At 59.2% G+C, this 17449-nt stretch carries 12 protein-coding genes; 8 read left to right on the forward strand and 4 right to left on the reverse strand.

Annotated elements, in window-relative coordinates; genetic code table 11:
- The first annotated feature begins 201 nt into the window (after nt 1-201).
- From GOB90_RS11790 to GOB90_RS11800, 3 genes are all read left to right on the forward strand, one after another.
- Complete coding sequence (locus GOB90_RS11790; protein ID WP_146889104.1) at nt 202-1812, forward strand: globin-coupled sensor protein; 1611 nt, start codon at nt 202-204, stop codon at nt 1810-1812.
- A 397-nt stretch (nt 1813-2209) separates the two neighbouring features.
- On the forward strand, nt 2210-3469 hold the full coding sequence (locus GOB90_RS11795; protein WP_146889100.1) for an aminopeptidase: 1260 nt from the start codon (nt 2210-2212) through the stop codon (nt 3467-3469).
- Between the two features lie 142 nt (nt 3470-3611).
- Nucleotides 3612-4142 (forward strand): hypothetical protein, encoded by a 531-nt coding sequence (locus tag GOB90_RS11800; protein WP_146889097.1) that lies wholly within the window; start codon nt 3612-3614, stop codon nt 4140-4142.
- 108 nt (nt 4143-4250) lie between these two features.
- On the opposite strand, the gene GOB90_RS11805 is transcribed toward GOB90_RS11800, so the two are convergent.
- Entirely contained in the window at nt 4251-4586 is a 336-nt protein-coding gene (locus GOB90_RS11805; RefSeq protein WP_146889094.1) for a 4a-hydroxytetrahydrobiopterin dehydratase, read from the reverse strand.
- 285 nt (nt 4587-4871) lie between these two features.
- Here GOB90_RS11805 and GOB90_RS11810 point away from each other — a divergent pair, with 285 nt between their 5' ends.
- Nucleotides 4872-5360 carry a DUF523 domain-containing protein gene (locus GOB90_RS11810; RefSeq protein ID WP_146889090.1) on the forward strand — a complete coding sequence of 163 codons (489 nt, stop codon included), beginning with the start codon at nt 4872-4874 and terminating at the stop codon, nt 5358-5360.
- A gap of 64 nt (nt 5361-5424) precedes the next feature.
- Here GOB90_RS11810 and GOB90_RS11815 read toward each other — a convergent pair whose 3' ends face one another.
- Nucleotides 5425-7029 (reverse strand): GH39 family glycosyl hydrolase, encoded by a 1605-nt coding sequence (locus GOB90_RS11815; protein WP_146889087.1) that lies wholly within the window; start codon nt 7027-7029, stop codon nt 5425-5427.
- A gap of 199 nt (nt 7030-7228) precedes the next feature.
- Nucleotides 7229-7525 carry a SelT/SelW/SelH family protein gene (locus GOB90_RS11820; RefSeq protein WP_146889082.1) on the reverse strand — a complete coding sequence of 99 codons (297 nt, stop codon included), beginning with the start codon at nt 7523-7525 and terminating at the stop codon, nt 7229-7231.
- Between the two features lie 575 nt (nt 7526-8100).
- Between GOB90_RS11820 and GOB90_RS11825 the strand changes: the two genes are divergently transcribed.
- Nucleotides 8101-9198, forward strand: coding sequence for a glycosyltransferase (locus tag GOB90_RS11825; protein ID WP_146889079.1), 1098 nt, complete (start codon nt 8101-8103; stop codon nt 9196-9198).
- 710 nt (nt 9199-9908) lie between these two features.
- Here GOB90_RS11825 and GOB90_RS11830 read toward each other — a convergent pair.
- The gene (locus GOB90_RS11830; RefSeq protein WP_146889147.1) at nt 9909-11147 is read right to left on the reverse strand and encodes a multidrug effflux MFS transporter; all 1239 of its coding nucleotides are present in this window, start codon (nt 11145-11147) and stop codon (nt 9909-9911) included.
- Between the two features lie 399 nt (nt 11148-11546).
- Between GOB90_RS11830 and GOB90_RS11835 the strand changes: the two genes are divergently transcribed.
- Genes GOB90_RS11835 through GOB90_RS11845 form a run of 3 tightly spaced genes read left to right on the forward strand, consistent with a single transcriptional unit; the run spans nt 11547 to nt 17407 of the window.
- Complete coding sequence (locus GOB90_RS11835) at nt 11547-12728, forward strand: efflux RND transporter periplasmic adaptor subunit (protein ID WP_261765973.1); 1182 nt, start codon at nt 11547-11549, stop codon at nt 12726-12728.
- On the forward strand, nt 12721-15834 hold the full coding sequence (locus GOB90_RS11840; protein WP_146889076.1) for an efflux RND transporter permease subunit: 3114 nt from the start codon (nt 12721-12723) through the stop codon (nt 15832-15834). Before GOB90_RS11835 ends, GOB90_RS11840 begins: the two co-directional genes overlap by 8 nt.
- The gene (locus GOB90_RS11845) at nt 15827-17407 is read left to right on the forward strand and encodes an efflux transporter outer membrane subunit (protein WP_146889073.1); all 1581 of its coding nucleotides are present in this window, start codon (nt 15827-15829) and stop codon (nt 17405-17407) included. The genes GOB90_RS11840 and GOB90_RS11845 overlap by 8 nt, the downstream gene beginning before the upstream one ends.
- Nucleotides 17408-17449 lie beyond the last annotated feature (42 nt).

The raw sequence follows: 17449 nt of genomic DNA on the forward strand, positions 1-17449 counted from the left end.
TGCGCGGTCAGAATGGCCGGAAGGGAGCTTTCAGCATGTCTCAGTCTGTCGCAGGGATATGATGTCACGGGCAAAGGCGCGCGGGCAGGCGGGCGCGCGCGCATTGCTGCCGGGAAGAAGGCGCCGCGCTCTTTGCTGAAGAGCGGAGACAGAAAAAGCAGATAATATCGAATATCTCCGGCAGATCAGGTGAAAAATTCTATGTCAAACTCATTACGGCCCCAAATAGATTCCGCGAAGCAGGATTCCGCTGAGAGGGCGGTAAGCGAGCGTCTGAGTTTCATGCAGATGACACCGGCGAGCTGTGCCGCGATCCGTTCTCTGAAGCCGCTTGTGCAGAGGGAACTGCCGGTTGCGCTCGATAAATTTTATGCGCAGGTCCGCAAGACTCCTGAAACCATGAAATTCTTTTCGTCGGAGCAGGACATCAGGCGGGCGAGGGCCGCGCAGGCCGGGCACTGGGACAATATTTCCGAAGGTGATTTCAGTCAGGATTATGCGGCGCGGTCGCAGACGGTTGGTCTGGTTCATGCGCGGATCGGGCTGGAGCCGCGATGGTATATGGGCGGGTACGCCATTATCCTGGATCATCTTATCAACAGTGCCGTCAAAGAGATTTTTCCGAAAAGCCGTTTTCTGTCAAAGCCGGTGATGACATCGGAGCAGTTTGGAGAGGCGCTGGGCAGTCTGGCGAAAGCTGTGCTGCTCGATATGGATCTTGCTCTGTCCGTCTATATTGAGGAGGCTGAAAAAGCCCGGCAGCGTGGTCAGGAAAGTGCTATTGCCGAGGAGCAGAAGCGTGTTTCCGATAGTTTCGGGGAGGCGATGGCGGGGGTGGCCCGTAAGGATCTGACCTGCGAGATTACCGGTGATCTGCCGGCGTCCTATCAGCCTCTGCGGGTTAATTTTAACAATTCGGTGCAGACTCTGCGTGAGTCGCTTCAGTCCGTGGCACAGGTTTCCGGCTCGATTGAGGCTGCTGTTGGTGAAATCAGCAGAGCGGCGCAGGATCTGTCGAAGCGCACGCTTCAGCAGGCGGAATCGGTGGAAAAAACCGCGTCCACGCTGGATCAGATTACGATTGCCGTGCGTTCGACCGCGAAGCGCGCGGAGGATGTGGGGGGGCTGGTCAAGCGGTCCCAGGCGAATGCGGAGCGGTCGGCGCGGGTTGTTCAGGAAGCGGTTGAGACCATGAGCGCTATTGAGCGGTCTTCGCAGGCGATCGGCAGCATTACCGACATGATGGATGAGATTGCTTTTCAGACGAATCTGCTGGCGCTGAATGCGGGCGTGGAGGCGGCCCGCGCGGGGACGACCGGCAAGGGGTTTGCGGTCATTGCGGCGGAGGTGCGTGTTCTTGCCCAGCGGTCTGCCGATGCGGCGAAGGAAATCAAGGGTCTGATCGGGCAGGCGCGTGAAGAGGTGCGGTCCGGTGTGGAGCTTGTTGGCGAGACGGGGACCGTTCTGAAAACGATCATCGGGGATGTTGGCGAAATTAACGAGCACATTTCGGCCATTGTCGAGGCGGCGCGCGATCAGGCGAGCGGGTTGCAGGATGTTAACGCGGCGGTGGCGGCCATTGACCATAATACGCAGCAGAATACCGGCGTGGTTGAGCAGACCTCCGCCGCGAGCCGGAATCTTGCGGAAGAGGTTGTGGAACTGAGTGCCATGCTTGGCACATTCCGCCTGCATGACACGGGTCTGCCGGGGCATATCCGTGATCTGACCTCGACGCGGGCTTTGTCCGGCAACGGGCGGCCGGCGGGTGCCGGCGTTTCCGCGCGATCGCAGAACTGTCCGGCGCAGTAACGGGGGAAAGCGCGGGACCGGATTTCTTCATGTTGCCGGTTATGTTTTCCCGCTGAGGCGGGGCTGGTTTCGTGACGGTTTCCGGATGCGGTGTGTGGCGGGGGTGTCAGGCGCCGCGCCCGGCTGTTTCAGCTGGCGGTCTGTCCTGTTTCATGTCCGTGATGTTCCGGCGGACAGGTTGATCGGAAATTGTTGTTGTGGACGTTCTGGCGGAGGTGTGGTTCCGGCACTGGAACCGTTTTTCGACAGACCTTCACACTGCGGACATGTCTCTCATTCTGCTGCCGGGTTGCGCTTTTCCGGCCCGGGTGCTCACTTTGGCTTCTGTCATCACAGCGGTTTAACCGGCTTCCGGTCGGGTAATCCGCTGCGAAATGTCAAACGGGAGCCCTTTTTCATGGTCACACTCTGTCCTGTCGAGAAACGCGTTGAAGCCGGGATCGACAGGCTTGCTCAGGCTGCTGTTCATGTCGGGCTGAATGTCCGGCATGGTCAGCAGGTGATTGTTACGGCGCCTCTCGACGCTGTTCCGCTTGTCAGGCAGATCACGAAACACGCCTATAAGGCGGGTGCTTCGCTTGTCACGACGTTTTATTCCGATGATGAGTCGGCGCTGGCCCGTTTTGGCAATGCGGCGGAAGATACGTTCGATACGGCGGCGACCTGGCTGGCCGACGGTATGGCGACCGGGTTTCGTGAGGGCGCGGCCCGGATGGCTGTTACAGGCGGGAATCCGGCGCTTCTTAGCGGTCAGAATCCGGATCTGGTGTCCCGTGCCAGTCGTGCGGCTTCGATTGCTAACCGGCCGGCGCTTGAGATCATCACCGGGTTTGCCGTCAACTGGAACATCGTTGCCGCCGCGACACCGGCCTGGGCGGCGCTGGTCTTTCCCGGGGAGCCGGAGGTGGTGGCCGTGCCGAAGCTCTGGGAGGCGATCTTCGCGGCGTCGCGGATCAATGGCGATAATCCGATTGCTGACTGGGCGGAGCATAATGAGCAGCTTCACCGACGCGCGGATTATCTGAATGACCGCCGTTTCGACGCTCTGCATTTCACCGGTCCGGGGACCGATCTGACGATCGGACTGGCTGACGGGCACCTCTGGGCGGGCGGGTCCAGCAAGGCGAAGAACGGCATCGTCTGTAATCCGAACATTCCGACCGAAGAGGTGTTTACCACGCCGCATCGTTTGCAGGTTGAGGGATATGTTCGCAGCACGAAGCCACTGTCCTATCAGGGCACGCTGATCGAGGGGATTGAGGTTCGCTTTGAGGGCGGGCGGATTGTCGAGGCTCATGCTTCGAAAGGTGAAAGCGTGCTCGGGCGTGTTCTTGACACCGATGAGGGGGCGCGACGGCTGGGTGAGGTGGCGCTTGTGCCGCATTCCTCGCCGATTTCGCAGAGTGGTCTGCTCTTTCAGAACACGCTGTTCGATGAGAATGCGTCCAGCCACATTGCTCTGGGGCAGGCCTATTCCGAGTGTATGACGGATGATGGTGGCAAGACGCCGGAGGATCTGGCGCGGCGCGGGGCCAACAGCAGTCTGATCCATATTGACTGGATGATTGGCTCCGGCGAGGTCAGTGTCAGTGGTCTGGATGCCGCGGGTGGCTCGGTGCCTCTGATGCGTGCCGGGGAGTGGGTCACCTCTGTGTGAGGGGCGGCCCCCGGTCTGTTCCCGGCTGACATGCGATGTCCGGGACATTGCGATATACTGTCGGTGCTGTGCGGGGATTTGCAATGTCCCGGGTGAACAGGGCAGATAAACACCAACGGATCAATCAGGAGCCTGATATTTCATGATCATACAGAGTTTCGCACCACGCCGCGCTGCATCGGCTCTTGCGCTTGTCGTGTTGCTCATGTCCTCCACCGCCGGCATGGCGCAGGATGCATCGCAACAGCAGCCGGCGGCCGTGCAGCCCACGGCTGAGGAAATGGCTCAGATGCGTAAGGACGTGCAGACGGCGGCTTCCTATCGTCTGCCGCCTGATTTCATACCGCGCATGACCAGCACGTTGCAGGCTCTTCGTGCTTCGGGGCTTCAGCCGCCGCCTCCGGCCGGCCATCTGTCGCTGGATGCGACCATTGAGCGCATCAACGGGGTGCAGGGGCTTGATCCTTTTCTGAAGGCGCATGGTTTTACGGCGCGCGACTTCGTGCTGGGTCTTACCTGTTTTGGAATGACCGTTGCGCTGACGCAGAACCCGCAGGCGCAGAGCTCGCCGCAGGCTCCGAAACTGAATCCTGCCAATGTGGCGCTGGTCAACTCCAGCCCCGAGGGGGTTCAGGCGCTGATGCAGGAAATGAATACGACGCCGCAGAAATAGACCGGTCCGAAACGTGGCTGTTTTATGCTGAAGGTTTTGTCGGGCAGCATAAAACAGGCGTCTGTATTTTGCGGACGGAGAACAGGAGCGGGGCTGCGGGCGGAGGGATTATTCCCGGGTCAGTCGGCTGACTTTGGCTGCCATGATAAAATCGTTCTCGTGCAGCCCTTTTATTTTGTGGGTGGAGAATGAAACCGTTGCGTAGCCCCAGCCGAATGAAATATCGGGGTGATGGTCTTCTTCTTCCGCCAGGGCTCCGACCTGATTGACGAAAGCCAGCGCGGCGGCGAAATCGGGAAATCTGAAATGTCGTTCGATCCGCGTGGCGTTGTCCTGAAGTGACCAGTCCTGTGTCCGGGCGAGCCATGCTTCGGCTTCGTTCCGGCTCAGCGGCGTGGCGCCTTCGCTACAGGGCGCGCATTTTTTCTTTGTAAGATCAGACATCCGTTTTTCTCCTTCGGGCAGACGGACAATGTCGGCAGTCCTGTCGCAGTAACGGCAGTTGCGGGGACGGGGTTCCGTGTGCTGTTTGCGTCCGGCTTTCCGTGTGTCATGAGGGGGTGTTTGCTGTCCTGCCGTGTGACGATATTGCTCTGACCGGTTATGGCTGTTCTGAAAACGACTGGTCGGGGAGGGATGAAATGTGTCGGGGTCAGGGATTTTCCGTAGATCAGAAATTGGGCCGGAGCGTATGAAGGCCGGTTTGTGCCGGCGGGGAACTGTTCTCTGATGCGGAAAATCCTTGTCAGCGCCTGCCTGTCTGGCCAGCCTGTCCGCTATAATGGCACCGCGAAATCCGTCCGTCATCCGGCGCTGGATCGGTGGCGGGCCGAGGGGCGGCTTGTTTTCGTGTGTCCGGAACTCAGCGCGGGCTTCAGTGTTCCGCGTTCGCCCGCGGAAATTGCCGGTGGCTGTTCCGGGGAAGCTGTTCTCGACGGGGCGGCCTGCATTGTCACTGATGGGGGTGAGGATGTGACGGATCTCTTTATTGCCGGCGCGCGGAAGGCGCTTGCTCTGGCGCTCGACTGTAACTGTGCTTTTGCCATTCTTACGGATGGCAGCCCGTCCTGCGGGAGTTCGTATATTTACGATGGCAGTTTTTCAGGCAGGGTTCATCCGGGGGCGGGTGTCACCACGGCGTTGCTTCGGCGGAACGGGATCGAGGTGTTTCATCATACCGCTATTGATGCGTTGCAAAGAAGGCTGAGCGCGGCCTGAGCCGGTTTATCGGGTTGATATTTCTTATATTTCCTTTTCTGAAAAGGAAATTTTGGCGGGAGTTTCAGTTCAGGCTGCTGCGTTCCACTTCCAGCAACGCCAGCCCCTGTGACGGGACGGCGATATCGATGCCGCTTTCGGGGATGACGATGTCCTGCCCGGTATCCGGGGCGGCTGCCCGGATCAGTTCTTTCTGTTGCGCCGGTGTGGGCACGGCGGGTTCGCCGAGACGTTTCCAGGCGGGCATGACGTTGCCGTGCGCCTGATCGACACGCCATATTCGTGCTGTGACACGGGTCGGGGCGGACCGGAGGCGGAGATGAAAGATCCTGTTCTTTCCATCGGATGTTATGTGCTGGCCGGGAAGGTCGGGCGGGCCGTAATTCCATAAAGCGACATCGAGACGGCCGTCCGCATTTCGTGTGATCAGGGCGGAATCACTGCTTTCCGGCAGGCGGCGTTCGCCGAGTTTGTGCAGAAGAGCGAAGGCATGAAAAGCCGGTTTTGGGATTCCCTGTTCGGACACGACGCCGAAGACGCCGGGGAGTTCGGCGCGGGGGATGCCCTGTTCCTCGAAATTATCGGAGAATGTCCAGTAACTCATCATCGCGGTCAGGCCGTCGCAGTCATGCGCGGTCTGGGCCAGCCACGCGCCGAGATAAGGGCTGGCGGACAGGCCATCATCCGAATTCCAGTCGGCTCCGAATTCGGAAATGATGAGGGGCAGGCGCGACTGTCTGGCGGCGCGCTGAAGTTCGGCGACATGGGCTGTGGCCGCGCACACCATATGCGCCGGTGTTTTCTGTGCGTCGGGAACCGGCACGCGGTCGGGCGGATCGTTGGCGTAAACATGAGTTGAGAGAAAATCTATGGGGCTGTGTGCCGCTGTGACATGCGCCAGGAACTCGGGCACCCAGCTTGTCGTGGCTGTGGCCGGTCCGCCGACTTTCAGTTGCGGGTCAGTGGCTTTGATCGCGCGGGCGGTGTGATCGTAGAGTGTGAAATAGGTCTCCATCTGGGGATTGCCGCCCCAGGAGGCCTGGTTCGGCTCGTTCCAGACTTCGAAATACCAGTGACGGACCTCGTTTTTTCCGTAGCGGGTCTCGACATGGCGGGTAAAGGCCCGGATCAGGTCATCCCACTGCGCGTAATCCGCCGGGGGCGACACGTTGGCGCGGTACCAGAATGTCCCGCTGCTGTAATCGGTTACGCGGTGCAACTGCTGAGCTTCCGGCTGCAACGGCTGTAGCCCGCCGCGTCTGCGAAATGAATCCGAGCCCAGCAGGCCTGGCATATAGCCGATTTCCACGAAGGGTCGCACGCCACGGGCGAGCAGGGCGTCATACACCTGATCGATATAGCGGAAATTATAGACGGGCCGTCCGTTGTTATCGAGCGAGACGAGGCCCATTTCGTCGCCGAAGACGCCGTGGAAGCGGACGTAGTTAAAGTGCGTTATGCTTTTTACCAGCGACAGGTTCTTCAGGTAGTTTTCGCGCAGGCCGAGGACGGCCCGGCCCGATCCGAACATTTCTTCCCAGAAATGCGGAAATGGCTTTCCGGGTTGCCGGGGGTCGATCACGATATTGTCTGTCTGCGCCCGGGCCGGTTGTGCCTGTGTGGCGGCGGCTGAGAGCAGAAGCAGATATAAAAAACGTTTTCCGGTCATGATGATCGGCAGATCCCTTGCGATGGACACCGGTACGGATCGTCAGGCGCTGCCGGAGAGAGAGCGCCTGAACCTGTTATTTGCAGTTCCGGTTCGTAAAACGGCTGACACCGGCGTGACTCTGTTCAGACCACAAAAATGCCTGTCTGGCAAAAAGGGGTGGTCGGGTTTCCGGGATCGGGGGTTCTGTTTTGCGGGCTTATCGGTCCACATGTCCGAGATCGCGTTCGGGGGAGATGACATCGCGGACCCGTTGTTTCAACTCTTTCGGTCCCGGGAAACCACCATCGCGCTTTCGCTCCCATATGAGGGTGTCGCCGACGTGGATTTCGAACACGCCGCCTGTATCCGGGATCAGCGCCACTTCGCCCAGCGCCTGTCCGAAGGTTGAGAGCAGTTCCTGCGCCATCCATCCGGAGCGCAGGAGCCAGTTGCATTGCGTGCAGTAACGGATGGAAACCCGGGGGCCGCTTTCAGGATTTATGCTGTCTGTCATGGCTCTGCCGCCTTCATTGCTGAGATGTGGTTTTTTACAGATTGGCGCCGGCCCGGGTTCTGTCCCTGTAACCCGACAGGGAGCGGCATGCCCCTGCACTTCGATCTGTTTATAAATAAACAGACAGGTCTGGAAATGGTTCTGTTGTCGTCAGGCTCAGGAATGTTAATCTATTGCTTTGAGCCATGAGCGGCGATTTACAGGTGAGGACAGCCTGCGGGCGGGCTGTCTGAGTATCGGACGCTGGAGTGGGCCGGGTGGTTCGCCGGTGCCGCCGCATGAAAGTCTGTGAACCGTGCATCACATTATCGCGGTGGGAAACCTCTTCCCGCGCCGGGGGGCTCCCGGAGTTTTCTGATGAGCGCATCTGTCATGATATTTTCTTTGTGGACCGGATTTTTTACTGGTTTGCTTTGAGCCGGAGGGGGGTGTGCTGTTTCAGTATTAATTGATGACCACCAGTTTTATCTTTTTGTTCTCCGTAGTGTTGAAAGTTCTGTATAGGCAGGTTGTGGTCATTGACTTGGAAATGTATTTATTCATAGTGGTTAATTGATTTTTATTAGAGGCTACTGATGATAAATGTATTTGTTCAGCTTAGCTATGGGTATGGCGGCAGGAATTGGAATGAACAATTCCGGAACAAAAAAATACTGGGGACTAATGAGCCTTATGCCTATGGATATTACAGAGGTAGTTCTGACGATATCAGGGTTACCTATTCTGAAGATATTCAAAAAGAAACATTTTTTCAGAAATATATTCGTTATGCCGCGAGGCTTGTATTTGGATTTGATTTTATGCAGGTCTGGAGAAACCGCGGAAAGATTCGGTCCGGTACGGATGTGGTCTGGACCTATAATGAGTCCCAGATGCTGGGGGTCATGCTTCTGAAAAAACTGATGCGGCTGAACAGGATAAAAGTTATCGGACAGAGCGTGTGGCTGATCGATAAATGGCCAGAAAACCGGCTGAGGCAGAAATTCTATCGCTGGCTGCTGAAGGATGTGGATGTAATGACATTCAACAGCCGGATGAACTCCGACATAGCAAAAAAAATGTTTCCTCACAATCGAGTAGAATTTACGAAATTCGGCATACGATGTGACGAGATGTTACCATATGTCAGAAAAGAAGTCGGAAACATCATCGCTGTGGGAAATGATCGCAGCCGGGACTGGGCGACGCTTGCCGCCTGCGCGACCCGGATGCCGGGGGAGGAGTTCCTTCTGGCAACGCAGAATGCGGATGCGATCGCAATTGCCGGGCAACACGCCAATATGCAAATTGCCAGTTTAAAGACAAACGATGAAATGTCTTCATTTTATAATAAATCAATTATGGTCATTGTGCCGCTGAAAGATAATAAATATGTAAGCGGACTTACTGTCGTTGAAGAATCCGGTGTTATGGGGGTGCCTTGTATTGTAACTGATACAGGGGGGCTCAGGGATTACTTTACGGACGATATGGTATATTTTGTTCCCGTGGGAGACGAGCAGGCGCTGGGCCGGGCGATACAGGATCTTGTGCAGGACGAGGAAAAGCGTGGCCGCATGGTGAAGAATATACAGGAATATATGCGCACGTCACTGAACAGCCAGACATATGTGGACGAATATGTTCAGATTACCCGGCAGCTCGTGCCGGGTTCAGGGGCTGCTAAATCATAGAACTGACCGGTGAGTCACGGGGGCGCATGCGGAGCGTCTGTGGATGAACTGTTTTTGCTGACTGACGGCCAGGTGGGGTAGCTTGAGCCGTTATTGCCTGCCGGTTCACGGGGGTCTTTGGGTGGATTTTTGTGGTCCTGACTCCTGACGGAGCGGGCCTGGTCTGCCGATGTATCTGATGATCGGCGCGATCTGTGCTTACAGCACGCTGGCCCGTAGTGTGTGTCCCGGCTTAAAAGGGATTTTTTTCTGCTATGTCAGGTGGACAGAAGGCAGGCTGAGTTCAAAGTCGCACGCTGTCTGTGATGTTCAGGGGCGATCTGTCCGACTTTAGCTGACTGTGCAGGAAGGGCCGGTGATTTCCGAAGGTGCGGGCGTTCTGCTGGCCGGTCTGCGGGCTGAGGCATCAGAAGTCGTCGGGGATCGGGGTTATGACAGTAGCAAAATCAGACTGTTTCTCGCGGAGCTGAATATCGCAGTCTGTTTTTCGCCAGAGAGAAACCGGACATCAAAGCGGTTTTATTGCCGATATTTGTATAAAAAGCGTCGTTCACATCGGGAACATGTTCGCAGGGGTCAAAGCCTGGCGACGTATTGCCGCAGGTTATGACGGACGCGCATGTGCAGTCATGGCGGCAATCCGTGGCGCAAAAGCTTCGTACTCTGTCTGAAGGAATGAATCCTGAGGCTGGCGCGGGCGGGTCCTGTTTTTATTCGGTCATTTCCGCGCACCAGCGGCGGCGCAGCGTGTTGGCGATCAGCATCATGACCGGTCCCAGGGCCATGACGGCGGCCATCGGGACCACGGAACTGGTTGGCATGAATCCCATCAGGAGGCCGCTGACGGCGCCGATGGTGAACTGCATTGTCCCCAGCATGGCCGAAGCACTGCCGGCGTGTGCGCCATGATGATGGAACGCCAGGACCGTTGCGTTGGCGCCGACGAATCCCAGCGCGGCGTTGACGCCCATGATCAGTGCGCCGATCAGGAGCGGATGCGCCGGTGTGGCGATGCCGGTGGCGGTGAGCAGCAGGAAGAGTCCGGCCATCAGTGCCGTGCCGTAAATGCCGGCCTGCATCAGGGAGGCCAGTCTGACCTTATGGACCAGCCGCCCGCTGACCTGGGTTGAGGCGATGAACACCGCCGCGTTGGCGCCGAAGAACAGGGCGTATTGCTGTGGTGTGAAGCCGAGCAGGTGTTCGAACACGACCGGGGAGCCGCCGAGATAGGCGAACATGACGAACGTGCCGGCGCTGGCGATCAGGGCGTTGAGGACGAAATGGGGTTCTTTCAGGATTGTTATGTAGCGTGCGAGGATTGCCATGGGAGGCAGGCGCAGGCGCCTTGACAGGGGCAGGGTGTCCGGGAGCAGGAACCAGATCGCCGCGATGGCCAGGAGGCCGTAGATCACCGCGATCCAGAAAATCCAGCGCCAGACGCCGACGGCCAGGACCAGGCCGCCGAGCGAGGGGGCCAGGATTGGCGCCACGCCAAAGATCAGGGTCAGCTGGGTCATGATTCTGGCGCCTTCGCGGCCTGTCGCGACGTCCCGGATGAAGGCCCGCGGCACGACGCTGCCGGCCGAGCCGCCGACTGCGGCGAGGAAGCGGAACAGGCAGAACGCCCGGTAGTCTCCGGTCATGGCGCATCCGGCCGAGGCCAGGGTGTAGATTCCCATGCCGAGCAGGAGGGGCACCCGGCGTCCGAACCGGTCCGAGAGTGGCCCGCAGGAGAACTGCCCGACCGCGAGTCCGGCGAACCAGGTTGCGAGGGTGAACTGCGCCGAGCCCGGGCCGCCCCCGAGGTCGCGATCGAGCTGCGGGAAGGCCGGGAGATACATATCTGTTGAAATCGGCCCGATCGCCGTTATCAGGCCGAGCAGGGCAATCAGATAGAACGGCAGACGACCGGTGGTTTGAATCGTCTGGAGCGCGAGCGCGGGCGACATGTTTCGACCTGTCATGAAAGGCGAAAGGGGAAAGGCGGTCATTCACCTGTTTTTGTCCTGCTGTCCACGGGCTTTACGCGTGCGGGAGGCCCCTGGTGTCGCATGGCAGATCAGAAGACGGTGAGGGGTGTGATGACCGGTCTCTTCTGTTTCAGTTGAAGATCGACATAAAAATTTAAAAAATGTATCGCTCCGTATCGCCTGAAACGGGTGTCAGGCCGTTGCAGAGTCGGCGTGGCTGTTTTAGGTGCAGGTCTCTCAGGCGCAATCGGCGGCCCGACCGCCGTGGCGCACTTTTTCGTGGCACCGGAGGACGCGGGCGGATTGCCATATTATCTTCACGATGGCGGTGCATGTTGCCTGAAATCCATTCCGACCTCAGGGACAGCGTGTCTGCCCGTGGCTGATGACTCCCGGACCCTGATGTCGCTCCATGTCGCTTTTTCCGTATTCCGGGCGTTGTGCCGGCCTGCTGTCGCGGTGCTGCCGGTTCTGATCGGTCTGGCTTTTGCCGGCGCCGGCCATTCCGCGCGGGGGGCTGACAGCGCGCCGGCGCCGGTTCCGGACGTGCAGCATCGTCCCAACGGGCTGCTGGCGGTTGAGCCGGGTTCTCCGGTGGATAAGCGGCTGGTTGTCGGCCCTGTCAGCATGAGCCGGTGGGATCGTGGCACGACGTCGCCCGGGACCATCGTGGCCGAACCTTCCCGGAACGTAACGGTGCTGCCGCCGTCCGCCGGTCGCATTATCGATATGACCGTGAAGATTGGCGATCATGTTCAGGTCGGCGATGAGCTGGCGCATATTCTGTCCGCCGATGTGGCTCAGGCGACGGCGGATGAGATCAGGGCCAGGGCGGATCTCGATCTGGCCCGCCGGACGTTTAAGCGCAATCAGGGCGTTCTCTCTGCGGGTGGCGGGACGGCGAAGGACCTCGACTCGGCGAGGGCGGCTCTGACCGAAGCGGAGGCGGAGGAGGACCGCGCCCAGACGAAGCTGGACGCGCTGTCGGCGAGCACCACGGACAGCGGGGTGATGACCCTGAAATCGCCGATCGAGGGCGATGTCAGCATTGTGAACGCCACGGCGGGCGTGAACATCACCGACATCACGCAGCCGCTTGTGGTTGTCACCAGCATTGATGAAGTCTGGGCGGTGGCGGATGTGCCGGAGCGCGATATTGCCGGTCTGGCTCTCGGGCAGCCGGTCAATCTGACGATGCCGGCGTTTCCGGGCAAAATCTTTCATTCCACCGTGTCGGGCATTACGCCGATCATGCAGCCCGACTCGCAGGTTCTGGATGTGCGCGTCATTCTGCCCAATCTGGACGGCAAGCTGCATCCGAACATGTATGCCAGCATGACCGTTATGGAGCCGGAGCCGCCGACGCTTTCGGTGCCGCAATCCGCTCTGCTGATGAACAACGATGCGGTGACCGTTTTTGTGGAAGTGAGGCCGCACACATTCGAGCGGCGTTCCGTGCGGATTATTTATGACGATGGCGATAACTGCCGCGTTCTTTCCGGGCTGAGTGCCGGCGAGAGGATTGTGACCTCGGGCGCTATCCTGCTCAACGATGATTAACGCGATCATTGCAGGCTGCCTGCGTCAGCGCCGGATAGTCTTTCTCGGCGCCATCATCCTGGCTGTCTGGGGCGTTATTTCCTGGCGCAACATTGCTGTTGAGGCTTATCCGGATCTGTCCGCCGTTACCGTGATGGTGACGACGCAGGTTCCGGGGCTGGCTGCCGAGGAGATCGAGCAGCAGATTACCATTCCGCTGGAGCGTCAGCTGGCCAGCACGCCCGGGCTGGTGGATACGCGCTCATCCAGTACGTTTGGTCTGTCGCTGATTACGCTGATTTTCAAAGACAGCACGGATGTTTATTTCGCCCGGCAGCGCGTGACCGAGCAGCTGGCTCAGGTGACGGTGCCTTATGGCGCGACGCCGGGGCTCGGTCCGGTGACCAGTCCGTCCGGGGAAATCTACCGCTACACGCTGGAATCCGATCGCGCCAATCTCATGCAGCTTTCCGAGCTTCAGCGCTGGGTGGTGATGCCGGCCCTGTTGCAGATTCCCGGTGTGGCGACGGTCAACAATTTTGGCGGGTTCACCAAGGAATATCAGCTGGTTCTCAAGCCCGGGGCGCTTCAGCGCTACAATATCGGGCTCAACGACGTTCTGACCGCAATCCAGAGCAATAATGCCAATGCCGGCGGGGGGCGTGTGACGCGCGGGGATCAGTCCTACGTGGTTCGTGGCAACGGGCTGGTGCGTAATCTCGACGACATGAGCAATATCGCTGTGATCCAGCGGCATGGTATTCCGGTTCTGCTGCGTGATCTCGGGCAGCTTCAGCTCGGGCATCAGGTTCGCGAGGGGATTCTGGGCAAGGACAGCAATCCCGACACCATTGAGGGCATCGTGCAGATGCTCACCGGCCAGAATGCGTCTCTGGTGCTGAAGAATGTTCATCAGCAGGTTGCGGTTCTGCAGAAGCAGCTTGATCCGATGGGGGTGAGGATCGTCCCCTATATCGACCGCGATACGCTTGTGAACGCCACCACTGACAAGGTGATGGACACGGTTTTCAAGGGTGTCGGGCTTGTCATTATCGTGCTGCTGATTTTCCTGGGCAGCCCGCGCAGCGCGCTGGTGGCCGCGATCACCATTCCGCTGGCGCTGGCTTTTGTGTTCGTTGTGATGAATGCGCTCGGGATGGCGGCCAATCTGTTTTCTCTGGGGGCGATTGATTTCGGCGTTGTCGTGGATGGCGCCATTGTCATCACCGAGGCCATTCTCCGGTTGCGGGAGGAGCGCCCGACGGAGGTGATTGAACTGAAGGACGTTCTGACGCTGACGAATCAGATCGGGCGTTCGATTCTGTTTTCCACGTTGATTATCATTGTGGCTTACAGCCCGCTTTTCGCGTTCGAGGGGTCCGAGGGGAAGCTCTTTCGCCCGATGGCCTATACGGTCAGCTTCGCGCTGTTCGGCGCATTGCTGAGTGCCACCATGCTGACGCCGGCGCTGGCGTGGCTTGCGATGCGTAAGCCGCACCGGCTGTTTCACAACAGGCCGCTGGAGTGGCTGCACCGGCAGTATCGTCACTGGCTCGGTCATTTTGTTGATCGTCCTTTGCTGGCTTATGCCGGCGGCGGGATTGCGTTCGCGCTTGTCGTCATTCTCGGGATGACGGTTGGCCGGGAGTTTCTGCCGGAGCTTGATGAGGGGGCGCTCTGGCTTCAGGTTGAGCTGCCTTCGGGCATTTCGCTGGACAAGGCCAGCGAGATTGCCAGTGAGATCCGCAGGGCCATTCATTCGTTTTCAGAGACGTCCTATGCCATTACGCAGCTTGGCCGTAACGATTCCGGCACTGATCCGTGGACGCCGTCGCATATCGAGATGCCGGTTGGTCTGAGGCCGTACAGCACCTGGCCGAAGGGAGAGACCAAGGCGCAGTTCGAGCAGAAGCTGCGGCAGCGGCTGCATCAGATTCCGGGGATCAGTTTCGACATCAGCCAGCCGATCGAAGACGGGATGAACGATCTGGTCGGTGGCGCGCATTCGCCACTTGTTCTGCGTGTTTACGGGGAGGATTTCCGTGAGATGCGGCGGGTTGGCGAGGACATTGTGCGCCAGCTGAAGACCGTGTCCGGGACGACGGATGCCTCGATCTTTCAGGGGCCGGAGATTCCGGAGCTTTCCATTGTTGCCGACCGGCCGGCGATGTCGCGCTATGGCGTTAAAATTTCCGATGTCATGAATGTCGTTCAGAACGGCATTGGCGATGCGGCTGTTTCACAGCTTTATATCGGTGACCGCACCTACAATATGACGGTTCGTTTCCAGACCGACGAGACCCGCAATCTTCAGTTGCTGGCTCATCTGCCGCTGACCGGCTCTTCGGGCGCCGAGATTCCGCTGGAGGCGCTGGCGAAGATTGCTCTGGAAACCGGACAGTCCAATATTTCGCATGAATACAATCACCGGCAGATCACGATCCGGGTGAACAATGGCAGTCGCCCGCTGTCCCAGTATCTGCCGGACGCGCAGGCGCATATTGATCGTTTCGTTCATTTCGACGCGTCGAAATATCGTCTTGAGTGGGCGGGTACTTTTCAGCAGGAGCAGCGTGCTCAGGCGCGTCTGACGATTGCGCTGGCGATTATGTTCGCGGCCATGCTGGTTCTGCTGTTCGGGGAGTTCCGGCTGTTTCGGCAGGCGGTGCTGGTTCTTGCCGTGGTTCCGCTTGCCACTCTGGGTGGTCTGGTGGCGCTGCATGTGCGGGGCGAGACGCTGAATGTGGCCACGACTGTCGGGTTCATCGCGCTGTTTGGCGTTGCGATTCAGAACGGTATTATCATGGTGTCCAACATCAACCGTCATCGGTCAGATGGTATGGCGTTGCGGGATGCGGTGATCGAGGGGGCGGGCGAGCGTTTCCGGCCGGTTCTGATGACGGCGACGGTGGCGTCGGTCGGCATGTTGCCTGCGGCGATTGCGACCGGCATCGGCACCGATGTTCAGCGTGGTCTGGCCACGGTGGTGGTTGGTGGTCTCGGGATCGCCACGGTTCTGACGCTCTTTATTCTGCCGACTTATTATGCCGAGCTTGAGGCCTGGGTTGAGAAGCGCGATGCCCGGAAACAGAATACAGCCTCGTCGGGAGACAGCAGGGATGACTGAGCAGGGCAGGGGCGTTGTGAAGGGCGGGGGCCGGAGGGGTTCGGGCCGGGTCGGGCTGTTCCTTGGGGGGGCGGCTGTGCTTTCCGGCTGTGCTGTTGGTCCTGACTTTCATCGTCCGGCTGCGCCGCGGACGCATTATGTTCAGGGAGGTGTGACGGCGGCCACCACCGATGTTCCGGCGGTGCCGCAGGGCGCGGCCCAGACGTTTACGGCGGGGGCTGACATTCCCGCCGACTGGTGGACGCTGTTTCATTATCCGGAGCTTGACCGGCTGGTCCGGCATGTTCTGGAGCGCAGTCCGACGCTGGAGGCGGCGACGAAAGCGCTTCTGGCCTCGCAGCAGGATAAGAAAGCCAGCGAGAGTGCGCTGTATCCGTCGGTCAGCGGCATGTATAATCCGGCGCGCTTCAAGACCTCGCGCGCCTATTCGAACGTGCCGCTGGCGGATAACTGGAATTATACGATCCACACGGCGCAGCTGAACATTTCCTATTCGCCGGATCTCTGGGGCGGGGTGCGGCGACAGGTGGAATCGGCAAAAGCGCAGCGGGATGCTCAGCGTTACCAGCTTGAGGCGACCTGGCTCACGCTCACCAGCTCGGCTGTCAACGCCGCTATTTCCTATGCCATGGTGCGGGAGCAGATCCGCACGACGCAGGAGATGATTGCCGCTCAGGAACGTATTCTGAATTCGACGATTGCCCAGCAGGCGTTAGGCAACATGTCGGGCAATGATGTTGCGATGCAGCGCACGCTTCTGGCTCAGACCAGAGCGGGTCTGCCTGATCTCCGGCAGACGCTTGCGACGCTGCATGACGAGATTGCGGCGCTGGCGAACGATATGCCGGACGCGCCGACGCCGGAGTTCGAGCTTGACCGGTTTCATCTGCCGGAGAATCTGCCTGTCAGTCTGCCGGCGCAGCTGATCGATCAGCGGCCTGACATCCGCACGGCGCAGGAGTATTTCCATTCCGCCTGTGCGCTGGTGGGTGTTGCCGTTGCCAATCGTCTGCCGAATGTTCAGCTTGGCTTCTCTCCGGGGTTTGCGGCCGCGACCATCTCGCAGATGGCTGTGCCGGGTTATGGCCAGTGGACTCTGGGCGCGATGCTTACCCAGCCGCTGTTTGATGGTTTTCAGCTTCAGCATCAGGAAAAGGGCGCCCGTCTGCGTTACGATCAGGCGGCGGCGCAGTATCGCTCGACCATTGCGAGTGCGGTGCAGGATGTCGCGGACAGTCTCAATGCTGTTCACAACGATGCGGAGGCGCTGACCCAGGCCAGCGAAGCGGCTTCCCAGGCGGGCCGCACCGCGACCATTTCTCAGGTGGAAACGAAACTTGGCGCGCTCAGTCAGGTGGCGCTTCTGAATGTGCAGACGAGTTCGCTTCAGACGCGGCTCAGTCTGGTTGAAGCCCGTGCGGCGCGGCTTTCCGACACTGTTGGACTTTTCCAGTCTCTTGGGGGCGGGTGGTGGAACCGGACCGATGATCCGGCCAATAGCCGTGCTGCCGGTGGTTCCGGAAAAGCGCCGGTGGCGGCTTCGTCTTCCCGCGTTATTGCAACGCATGGGTAGCGGGCGGGGGTTTTCGGGGGCGGACTGAATTTCGCGCGTGGT

The sequence above is a fragment of the Acetobacter oeni genome, from assembly GCF_011516825.1.
GTDB lineage: Bacteria > Pseudomonadota > Alphaproteobacteria > Acetobacterales > Acetobacteraceae > Acetobacter > Acetobacter oeni.

Bases quoted from the DNA above. Each gene is read 5' to 3' on its own strand.
- GOB90_RS11795 (WP_146889100.1), top strand. From the start codon at position 2,210: ATGGTCACACTCTGTCCTGTCGAGAAACGCGTTGAAGCCGGGATCGAC.
- GOB90_RS11820 (WP_146889082.1), bottom strand. From the start codon at position 7,525: ATGACAGACAGCATAAATCCTGAAAGCGGCCCCCGGGTTTCCATCCGT.
- GOB90_RS11790 (WP_146889104.1), top strand. From the start codon at position 202: ATGTCAAACTCATTACGGCCCCAAATAGATTCCGCGAAGCAGGATTCC.
- GOB90_RS11800 (WP_146889097.1), top strand. From the start codon at position 3,612: ATGATCATACAGAGTTTCGCACCACGCCGCGCTGCATCGGCTCTTGCG.
- GOB90_RS11830 (WP_146889147.1), bottom strand. From the start codon at position 11,147: ATGTCGCCCGCGCTCGCGCTCCAGACGATTCAAACCACCGGTCGTCTG.
- GOB90_RS11815 (WP_146889087.1), bottom strand. From the start codon at position 7,029: ATGACCGGAAAACGTTTTTTATATCTGCTTCTGCTCTCAGCCGCCGCC.
- GOB90_RS11810 (WP_146889090.1), top strand. From the start codon at position 4,872: ATGCGGAAAATCCTTGTCAGCGCCTGCCTGTCTGGCCAGCCTGTCCGC.
- GOB90_RS11825 (WP_146889079.1), top strand. From the start codon at position 8,101: ATGATAAATGTATTTGTTCAGCTTAGCTATGGGTATGGCGGCAGGAAT.
- GOB90_RS11805 (WP_146889094.1), bottom strand. From the start codon at position 4,586: ATGTCTGATCTTACAAAGAAAAAATGCGCGCCCTGTAGCGAAGGCGCC.
- GOB90_RS11845 (WP_146889073.1), top strand. From the start codon at position 15,827: ATGACTGAGCAGGGCAGGGGCGTTGTGAAGGGCGGGGGCCGGAGGGGT.
- GOB90_RS11840 (WP_146889076.1), top strand. From the start codon at position 12,721: ATGATTAACGCGATCATTGCAGGCTGCCTGCGTCAGCGCCGGATAGTC.